The organism is Streptomyces sp. NPDC054863 (assembly GCF_053610825.1).
On record NZ_JBSGZD010000230.1, the window covers coordinates 4111 to 12756 of the forward strand.

At 70.1% G+C, this 8646-nt stretch carries 10 protein-coding genes and 1 tRNA gene; 8 read left to right on the plus strand and 3 right to left on the minus strand.

Annotated features, from left to right (window positions below; genetic code table 11):
* Positions 1 to 170: 170 nt before the first annotated feature.
* Both ACWGIG_RS29360 and ACWGIG_RS29365 read left to right on the plus strand, forming a co-directional pair.
* The gene (locus ACWGIG_RS29360; RefSeq protein ID WP_453324707.1) at positions 171 to 560 is read left to right on the plus strand and encodes a DUF3291 domain-containing protein; all 390 of its coding nucleotides are present in this window, start codon (positions 171 to 173) and stop codon (positions 558 to 560) included.
* A 164-nt stretch (positions 561 to 724) separates the two neighbouring features.
* Positions 725 to 1780, plus strand: coding sequence for a UDP-N-acetylmuramate dehydrogenase (locus ACWGIG_RS29365; RefSeq protein ID WP_453324708.1), 1056 nt, complete (start codon positions 725 to 727; stop codon positions 1778 to 1780).
* Positions 1781 to 1792: 12 nt separating this feature from the next.
* On the opposite strand, the gene ACWGIG_RS29370 is transcribed toward ACWGIG_RS29365, so the two are convergent.
* Positions 1793 to 2425, minus strand: a complete 633-nt coding sequence (locus ACWGIG_RS29370) for an NAD(P)-dependent oxidoreductase (RefSeq protein ID WP_453324709.1) — start codon at positions 2423 to 2425, stop codon at positions 1793 to 1795.
* 98 nt (positions 2426 to 2523) lie between these two features.
* Here ACWGIG_RS29370 and ACWGIG_RS29375 point away from each other — a divergent pair, with 98 nt between their 5' ends.
* Complete coding sequence (locus tag ACWGIG_RS29375) at positions 2524 to 3126, plus strand: TetR/AcrR family transcriptional regulator (protein ID WP_453324710.1); 603 nt, start codon at positions 2524 to 2526, stop codon at positions 3124 to 3126.
* 1 nt (position 3127) lies between these two features.
* On the opposite strand, the gene ACWGIG_RS29380 is transcribed toward ACWGIG_RS29375, so the two are convergent.
* Complete coding sequence (locus ACWGIG_RS29380; protein WP_453324711.1) at positions 3128 to 4147, minus strand: adenosine deaminase; 1020 nt, start codon at positions 4145 to 4147, stop codon at positions 3128 to 3130.
* 130 nt (positions 4148 to 4277) lie between these two features.
* Positions 4278 to 5504 carry a pyridoxal phosphate-dependent aminotransferase gene (locus tag ACWGIG_RS29385; protein ID WP_453324712.1) on the minus strand — a complete coding sequence of 409 codons (1227 nt, stop codon included), beginning with the start codon at positions 5502 to 5504 and terminating at the stop codon, positions 4278 to 4280.
* A gap of 195 nt (positions 5505 to 5699) precedes the next feature.
* Between ACWGIG_RS29385 and ACWGIG_RS29390 the strand changes: the two genes are divergently transcribed.
* From ACWGIG_RS29390 to rplA, 5 genes are all read left to right on the plus strand, one after another.
* Positions 5700 to 5772: transfer RNA gene (locus ACWGIG_RS29390), tRNA-Trp, on the plus strand.
* A gap of 106 nt (positions 5773 to 5878) precedes the next feature.
* Positions 5879 to 6157, plus strand: coding sequence for a preprotein translocase subunit SecE (gene secE / locus ACWGIG_RS29395; protein ID WP_453324713.1), 279 nt, complete (start codon positions 5879 to 5881; stop codon positions 6155 to 6157).
* An 82-nt stretch (positions 6158 to 6239) separates the two neighbouring features.
* Positions 6240 to 7166 (plus strand): transcription termination/antitermination protein NusG, encoded by a 927-nt coding sequence (gene nusG / locus ACWGIG_RS29400; RefSeq protein ID WP_453324714.1) that lies wholly within the window; start codon positions 6240 to 6242, stop codon positions 7164 to 7166.
* Between the two features lie 176 nt (positions 7167 to 7342).
* Positions 7343 to 7777 (plus strand): 50S ribosomal protein L11, encoded by a 435-nt coding sequence (gene rplK, locus ACWGIG_RS29405; RefSeq protein WP_214974378.1) that lies wholly within the window; start codon positions 7343 to 7345, stop codon positions 7775 to 7777.
* Positions 7778 to 7860: 83 nt separating this feature from the next.
* Positions 7861 to 8583, plus strand: a complete 723-nt coding sequence (rplA, locus tag ACWGIG_RS29410) for a 50S ribosomal protein L1 (protein ID WP_453324715.1) — start codon at positions 7861 to 7863, stop codon at positions 8581 to 8583.
* Positions 8584 to 8646 lie beyond the last annotated feature (63 nt).

The following is an 8646-nucleotide window of genomic DNA, read 5'->3' on the forward strand; positions in this document are numbered from 1 at the left end:
CCGCCTGACCGTCGGACACCGCCTGACCGTCGGACACCGCCTGACCGTCGGACACCGCCTGACCGTCGGACACCGCCTGACCGTCGGACACCGCCTGACCGTCGGACACCGCCCGCCGTCCGTCCGCCCCGCGCACTCCGCTGCCCGACACGACCGAACGGAGATCCACCGTGCCCGACCTCCCCTGGCTCACCCCGCATCGCCCCGACCCGCACACCGAGGGGTACGCCATGGCCTCCCGGTTCGAGACCCGCACCCTCCTGGGCGCCTTCCGCTTCTTCGCCCGCGCGCCCCGCATCATGTGGCAGATCCGCACCGCGCCCGGCGCCCACGGCGTCACCCTGCGGGCCCGGCCGCTCCGGCGCACCTTCTGGACGCTGTCCGTCTGGGAGTCGCGGGAAGCCCTCCACCGCTTCGCGGGCAGCGACCCGCACCGGTCCAGCGCCCGGGCGCTGAAGGCCCTGATGAAGGACTCGACGTTCACCTTCTGGTCCGTCGACACCGACATCCTGCCGCTCACCTGGGACGACGCCCTGAAACGACTGGACGCCCAGCGCTGAAACGAACTGGATGCCCAGGGCTGAACCGACCCCCGCTCCAGCCCCTGCCTTCCCGCCCCCTCGGCGCCCGCCGCTACCCGCACCCCGGCGCCGGACCGCCCCGCACCCGGCGGCCCCCGCCCGACCGGCGGGGGCCGCTCCCGCGCTCTCGTACGCTGGACCCCGTGCAGGAACTCCACGATGCCCCCCTCGCCCCCCTGACCACCTTCCGTCTCGGCGGCCCCGCGGCCCGCCTGGTCACGGCCACCACCGACGACGAGGTGATCGCCGTCGTCCGTGAGGCCGACGCCGCAGGCACCCCGCTGCTGATCGTCGGCGGCGGCAGCAACCTGATCGTCGGCGACAAGGGCTTCGACGGAACCGCCCTGCGCATCGCCACCCAAGGCTTCCACCTCGAAGGTACGAAGCTGGAGCTGGCCGCAGGAGAGGTCTGGACCGACGCCGTCGCCCGCACCGTCGAAGCGGGCCTCGCGGGCGTCGAGTGCCTCGCCGGAATCCCCGGTTCCGCCGGTGCGACCCCCATTCAGAACGTCGGGGCGTACGGCCAGGAGGTCTCCAGCACCATCACCGAGGTCGACGCGTACGACCGCCACGCGCGCGAGCGGGTCACCCTCACGGGTGCCGACTGCGCCTTCTCGTACCGCCACAGCCGCTTCAAGGCGGACCCGCACCGCTATGTGGTGCTGCGCGTGCGCTTCGAGCTGGAGGACGCGGGCGGGCTCTCCGCGCCGATCAAGTACCCGGAGACCGCCCGCGCCCTGGGAGTCTCGGCCGGCGACCGCGTCCCCGCCGCCGCCGCGCGCGAGACCGTGCTCGGCCTGCGCGCGGGCAAGGGCATGGTCCTGGACGCGGCGGACCACGACACCTGGTCGGCGGGATCCTTCTTCACCAACCCGATCCTCGACGAGGCCCGGCTCGCGGACTTCCTCGCGCGCGTCCACGACCGCCTCGGTCCCGACACCGCCCCGCCCGCGTTCCCGGCGGGGGAGGGGCTGACCAAGACCTCGGCGGCCTGGCTGATCGACCGCGCGGGCTTCACCAAGGGGTACGGGGAGGGGGCGGCCCGCATCTCCACCAAGCACACCCTCGCCCTCACCAACCGGGGCGGCGCCACCACCGAGGACCTCCTCGCCCTGGCCCGCGAGGTCGTCGAGGGCGTCCGCGAGGCGTTCGGCGTGACCCTGGTCAACGAGCCCGTGATGGTCGGCTGCTCCCTGTAGGGTCCTGGCCCTTCAGTTCGCCACCCCGACCCCCTGCTTCACCGTGGCCGGGTCGTCCAGCACCGCCAGCATCGCGTGGGCCACGTCGGCCCGCGCGATCGTCCGGCCACTGCGCGGGGTGCCGCCGACGGCCTTCCGGTACGTCCCGGTCAGCGCCTTGTCCGTCAGCCTGGGCGGGCGCACGGACGTCCAGTCCGTCGCCGAGCGCGCCAACTCGCCCTCCATCACGCGCAGATCGTCGTACACGCCCTTCAGGGCCGCGCTGATCACCCGCCCGATGATCCGGTCGACGAGCGGCTGGCGCCCCGGCGGCGGGCCGACCGGGGACGCGCTCACCACCACCAGGCGCCGGACGCCCTCCGCCTCCATCGCGCGCAGCACCGTACGGGTCAGCCGCGCCGTCACCCCCACGTCCTTGCGGCTGCGCGCCCCGAGCCCGGAGAGGACCGCGTCCCGCCCGGCCACGGCCTTCCGCAGACCCTCCGGGTCCGTCAGGTCCGCCCGGAAGACGGTGAGCCGCTCGCCGGTCACCGCGAACCGCGCCGGGTCGCGCACCACCGCCGTCACCTCGTGCCCCGCGGCCAGCGCCTGCTTGACGATCTCCTGCCCGATGCCGCCGGTGGCACCGAATACCGTGACCTTCATCGCGCACCCTCCCAGGGTGGTAAGCATTCACTCACCACGAGGGTGGGTGAATACTCACTCACCCGTCAAGCCCAAGTCTCGGAGCATCCGGAGCACCCATGCACAAGCCCACCCGTGAACGCATCCTCGACGCCGCCCACGAGTTGATGCGCACCCTCGGCCTGTCCCGCGCCACCACCAAGGAGATCGCGAAGGCGGCAGGCTGCTCGGAGGCCGCGCTCTACAAGTACTTCGCGAGCAAGGAGGACCTCTTCGTCGCCGTGCTCACCGAACGGCTGCCCCGGCTCACCCCGCTGCTGCACCGCCTCGCCCTCGACCCCGGCACCCGCTCCGTCCAGGAGAACCTCACCGAGATCGCCCGCCAGGCCGTCCTCTTCTACGCCGAGAGCTTCCCGATCGCCGCCTCGCTCTACGCCGAGACCAAGCTCAAGGCCCGCCACGACAGCGCCATGCGGGACATGGGCACCGGCCCCCACATGCCCATCGAGGGCCTGGACGCCTATCTGCGCACCGAACGGGCCGCCGGCCGCATCTCGCCCGCCTCCGACACCTTCGCGGCGGCCTCGCTGCTCCTGGGGGCCTGCGCGCAGCGCGCCTTCGCGTACGACCCCGAAGGCGAGATCGGCAAGAAGCCGCCACAGGACGTCGACGACTTCGCCAAGGCCCTGGCCCGCACGCTCCTGAAGGGCATCTCCGGCTAGCTCACCCCGCCAGCCACGCGTCGATCCCGCTCAGCAGCTCTTCCCGTACGCCCGCGGGCGCCGCCGACCCCCGCACCGACTGCCGTGCCAGCTCGGCCAGTTCGGCATCGGTGAAACCGTGGTGCTCCCGCGCCAGCTCGTACTGCGCCGCCAGCCGCGACCCGAACAGCAGCGGGTCGTCCGCCCCCAGCGCCATCGGCACCCCCGCCTCGAAGAGGGTGCGCAGCGGGACGTCCTCGGGCTTCTCGTACACCCCGAGCGCGACGTTCGACGAAGGGCACACCTCGCAGGTGACGCCCCTGTCCGCGAGCCGCTTCAGCAGCCGCGGGTCCTCCGCGGCCCGTACCCCGTGCCCGATCCGCGAAGCGTGCAGGTCGTCCAGGCAGTCCCGTACGGAAGCGGGCCCGGTCAGCTCACCGCCGTGCGGAGCCGCGAGCAGCCCGCCCTCGCGTGCGATCGCGAAGGCACGGTCGAAGTCCCGGGCCATTCCCCGCCGTTCGTCGTTCGAAAGCCCGAAGCCGACGATCCCGCGGTCCGCGTACCGCACCGCGAGCCGGGCCAGCGTCCGTGCGTCGAGCGGGTGCTTCATCCGGTTCGCCGCGACCAGCACCCGCATCCCGAGCCCGGTCTCCCGCGACGCGCTGTCGACCGCGTCCAGGATGATCTCCAGCGCCGGAATCAGCCCGCCGAGGAGCGGTGCGTACGACGTCGGGTCGACCTGGATCTCCAGCCACCCCGACCCGTCCCGCACATCCTCCTCGGCGGCCTCGCGCACCAGCCGCTGGATGTCCTCGGGCGTACGCAGGCACGACCGCGCCGCGTCGTAGAGCCGCTGGAAGCGGAACCAGCCCCGCTCGTCGGTAGCCCGCAGCTTCGGCGGTTCACCGCTGGTCAGCGCATCGGGCAGATGGACACCGTGCAGGTCGGCCAGTTCCAGCAGGGTCGAGGGCCGCATCGACCCGGTGAAATGCAGGTGCAGATGAGCCTTGGGGAGCAGGGTCAGATCGCGTACACGTTCCATCCGAGGATCTTGCCGTACGTACGACGCGCCCGGAAGCGTCTTTTCCCCAACGGGTGTGCCCCCGAACGCAGAAACGATCCCCCAGCCGCAGAGGCCGGGGGATCGTCAAGGCGTCGAGACGTACGGACGACTAGTCGCGCGCCTCCGCGAGCAGCTTCTGCATCCGCGACACGCCCTCGACGAGGTCCTCGTCGCCCAGCGCGTACGAAAGCCGCAGGTAGCCCGGGGTGCCGAAGGCCTCGCCCGGTACGACCGCGACCTCCACCTCCTCCAGGATCAGCGCGGCCAGCTCGACCGAGGTCTGCGGGCGCTTGCCGCGGATCTCCTTGCCGAGCAGCCCCTTCACCGACGGGTACACGTAGAAGGCGCCCTCCGGCATCGGGCAGATCAGTCCCTCGATCTCGCCGAGCATCCGCACGATCGTCTGCCGGCGCCGGTCGAAGGCGGCCCCCATCTCGGCGACCGCGTCCAGCGGACCGGAGACGGCGGCCAGCGCCGCGGCCTGCGCCACGTTCGACACGTTGGACGTGGCGTGGGACTGGAGGTTCGTCGCCGCCTTCACGACGTCCTTCGGGCCGATGATCCAGCCGACCCGCCAGCCGGTCATCGCGTACGTCTTCGCCACGCCGTTGACCACGATGCACTTGTCGCGCAGCTCGGGCACGATCGCAGGCAGCGAGGTGAACTGCGCGTCGCCGTAGACCAGGTGTTCGTAGATCTCGTCGGTCAGCACCCACAGCCCGTGCTCGTGCGCCCAGCGGCCGATCGCCTCGGCGTCGGCCTCGCTGTAGACCGCGCCGGTCGGGTTCGAGGGCGAGACGAAGAGGACGACCTTCGTACGCTCGGTGCGTGCGGCCTCCAGCTGCTCGACGGAGACCCGGTAACCGGTCGTCTCGTCGGCCACTACCTCCACCGGGACACCGCCCGCGAGCCGGATCGACTCCGGGTACGTCGTCCAGTACGGAGCCGGGACGATGACCTCGTCGCCCGGGTCGAGGATCGCGGCGAACGCCTCGTAGATGGCCTGCTTGCCGCCGTTGGTGACCAGGATCTGCGAGGCGTCGACCTCGTAGCCGGAGTCGCGCAGCGTCTTCGCGGCGATTGCGTTCTTCAGCTCGGGGAGCCCGCCCGCCGGGGTGTAGCGGTGGTACTTCGGGTTCGAGCAGGCCTCGATCGCGGCCTGGACGATGTAGTCCGGCGTCGGGAAGTCGGGCTCGCCCGCGCCGAAGCCGATCACCGGGCGGCCGGCGGCCTTGAGGGCCTTCGCCTTCGCGTCCACGGCAAGGGTGGCGGACTCGGAAATGGCACCGATGCGGGCGGATACCCGGCGCTCGGTCGGAGGAGTAGCAGCGCTCATGCGCCCCATCGTCCCAGACCATCTGCCGCCCCGGCACAGGGGTTTCACAGACTGGTCCGGGGCACGTCGGAGCCCTTTCTGTTCGACGCCGGGCCGCGGAGCACGTACACTCACCTGTCGTTGGCCCACAGCAGCCTGCTCCGCCGAGCGCACTCCGTGCACCCGGTCGGATGCGGTAGGTTGGGGGAACCACAAAGGGTCGTAGCTCAATTGGTAGAGCACTGGTCTCCAAAACCAGCGGTTGGGGGTTCAAGTCCCTCCGGCCCTGCTACACACTCCTTCGCCGGGATGTGTGCGCATGTACGTACTTCTCTGCATTGTCGTGCGGCTCCACCGGGCGCGGCACGGCCACGACCCGGAATCAGGTGAGTAGCGTGACGGACGCCGTAGGCTCCATCGACATGCCTGATGCCCAGGACGAAGTGCCGAAGAAGGCACGAAAGGGCGGCAAGCGGGGCAAGAAGGGCCCGCTCGGCCGCCTCGCGCAGTTCTACCGCCAGATCGTCGCGGAGCTGCGCAAGGTCGTCTGGCCCACTCGCAGCCAGCTGACGACGTACACCACTGTCGTCATCGTCTTCGTCGTGATCATGATCGGCATCGTGACCGTGATCGACCAGGGCTTCTCGGCCGCTGTGAAGTACGTCTTCGGCTAAGCAGTACTCGCGTAGGGCGCCTCCCTTGGGCGCCCCTTTCGCGCGTTCCACCCATTTGTGTATCCAGGAAGAAGCAGCCACCGTGTCTGACCCGAACCTGAACGACGCCGGCGAGCCGACGGTGGGCGCCGTCGAGTCCATCGAGGACGAGACCGCCATCGTTGAGGCGGCGGACGCTGTGGAGCCCGACGAGGCCGAGGCTGCCGACGCCGCCGCGGGCGAGCCGGCCGAGGAAGCCGCCGTCCACGTCCACGTCGAGGACGAGGCCGTAGCGGTCGCCGAGACCGACGAGGACCAGGCTGCCGCCGACGACGCCGCGGAGGCCGACGAGGTCGACGAGGCGGCGGACGAGGTCGAGGCCGACGAGGCAGAGGCCGAGCCCACCGAGCCGGTGGACCCGATCGCCGCCCTCCGCGAGGAACTGCGCACCCTGCCCGGCGAGTGGTACGTCATCCACACGTACGCCGGGTACGAGAAGCGCGTGAAGGCCAACCTGGAGCAGCGCGCCGTCTCCCTGAACGTCGAAGAGTTCATCTACCAGGCAGAAGTGCCGGAAGAAGAAATCGTTCAGATCAAGAACGGCGAGCGCAAGAACGTCCGCCAGAACAAGCTCCCGGGCTACGTCCTGGTGCGCATGGACCTCACCAACGAGTCCTGGGGCGTCGTCCGCAACACCCCCGGCGTCACCGGCTTCGTGGGCAACGCCTACGACCCGTACCCGCTGACCCTGGACGAGATCGTCAAGATGCTCGCCCCCGAGGCCGAGGAGAAGGCGGCCCGCGAGGCTGCCGAGGCCGAGGGCAAGCCGGCACCGGCCCGCAAGCTCACCGTCGAGGTCCTGGACTTCGAGGTCGGCGACGCGGTCACCGTCACGGACGGTCCGTTCGCGACGCTGCAGGCGACGATCAACGAGATCAACCCCGACTCGAAGAAGGTCAAGGGTCTCGTCGAGATCTTCGGCCGCGAGACCCCGGTCGAGCTCAGCTTCGACCAGATCCAGAAGAACTGACCCCTTCCGGGGCACTTCTGACAAGAGCTTCCGAACAGGTCGGATCGGGCTTCCAAAGCCGGTCTGACCTGCTCGGTTTTTAGCCGCACGTCTATACCCGTTATCGTTGTGCGGTATGCCTCCATCCGGATGATCGGATGGATGGCCGAAACTCTCACTAGGACCCGGAGAGAGCAATGCCTCCCAAGAAGAAGAAGGTCACGGGGCTTATCAAGCTCCAGATCAACGCGGGCGCCGCCAACCCGGCCCCGCCGGTCGGCCCGGCGCTCGGTCAGCACGGCGTCAACATCATGGAGTTCTGCAAGGCCTACAACGCCGCGACCGAGTCGCAGCGTGGCATGGTCGTGCCGGTGGAGATCACGGTCTACGAAGACCGCTCCTTCACCTTCGTGACGAAGACCCCGCCGGCCGCCAAGCTGATCCTCAAGGCCGCAGGTGTGGACAAGGGATCGGGCGAGCCCCACAAGACCAAGGTCGCGAAGCTCACCGCCGCTCAGGTGCGCGAGATCTCGACGGTCAAGCTCCCCGACCTGAACGCCAACGACCTTGACGCCGCCGACAAGATCATCGCCGGCACCGCCCGTTCCATGGGCATCACGGTCGAGGGCTGACAGTCCCCCTCAGCACCACCAGTGGTAGGGCCACGCGCCGGCCCGCACCACGACTCCACACCTGACACAACACAGGAGCAGCAGTGAAGCGCAGCAAGTCTCTCCGCGCTGCGGACGCCAAGATCGACTCGGAGCGTCTGTACGCCCCCCTCGAGGCCGTCCGTATCGCCAAGGACACCAACTCGGTCAAGTTCGACGGCACCGTCGAGGTCGCCATGCGTCTGGGCGTCGACCCGCGCAAGGCCGACCAGATGGTCCGCGGCACCGTGAACCTTCCGCACGGCACCGGCAAGACCGCCCGGGTCCTGGTCTTCGCGACCGGTGACCGTGCAGCGGCCGCGGAAGCCGCCGGCGCCGACATTGTCGGCTCCGACGAACTGATCGACGAGGTGGCGAAGGGCCGTCTGGACTTCGACGCCGTCGTCGCCACCCCGGACCTCATGGGCAAGGTCGGCCGCCTCGGCCGCGTCCTCGGCCCGCGTGGTCTGATGCCCAACCCGAAGACCGGAACGGTCACCCCGGACGTGGCGAAGGCTGTCACGGACATCAAGGGCGGCAAGATCGAGTTCCGCGTCGACAAGCACTCGAACCTGCACTTCATCATCGGCAAGGTCTCCTTCGACGAGACGAAGCTGGTCGAGAACTACGCCGCGGCGCTGGAGGAGATCCTCCGTCTGAAGCCGTCCGCAGCCAAGGGCCGCTACATCAAGAAGGCCACGCTGGCCACCACGATGGGCCCCGGCATCCCGCTGGACGCCAACCGCACCCGCAACCTCCTCGTCGAGGAGGACCCGGCCGCCGTCTGAGTCCTTGACTCGTAAGGTTGCCGCGGGTTCCGCGCATCGAAGCCGGGTTGCACCCCTCTCCGC

Excerpts from the sequence above, each read along its gene's own strand:
- ACWGIG_RS29370 (WP_453324709.1), bottom strand. The coding sequence starts at position 2,425 with ATGAAGGTCACGGTATTCGGTGCCACCGGCGGCATCGGGCAGGAGATC.
- ACWGIG_RS29380 (WP_453324711.1), bottom strand. The coding sequence starts at position 4,147 with ATGGAACGTGTACGCGATCTGACCCTGCTCCCCAAGGCTCATCTGCAC.
- ACWGIG_RS29385 (WP_453324712.1), bottom strand. The coding sequence starts at position 5,504 with ATGAGCGCTGCTACTCCTCCGACCGAGCGCCGGGTATCCGCCCGCATC.
- rplK (WP_214974378.1), top strand. The coding sequence starts at position 7,343 with ATGCCTCCCAAGAAGAAGAAGGTCACGGGGCTTATCAAGCTCCAGATC.
- ACWGIG_RS29375 (WP_453324710.1), top strand. The coding sequence starts at position 2,524 with ATGCACAAGCCCACCCGTGAACGCATCCTCGACGCCGCCCACGAGTTG.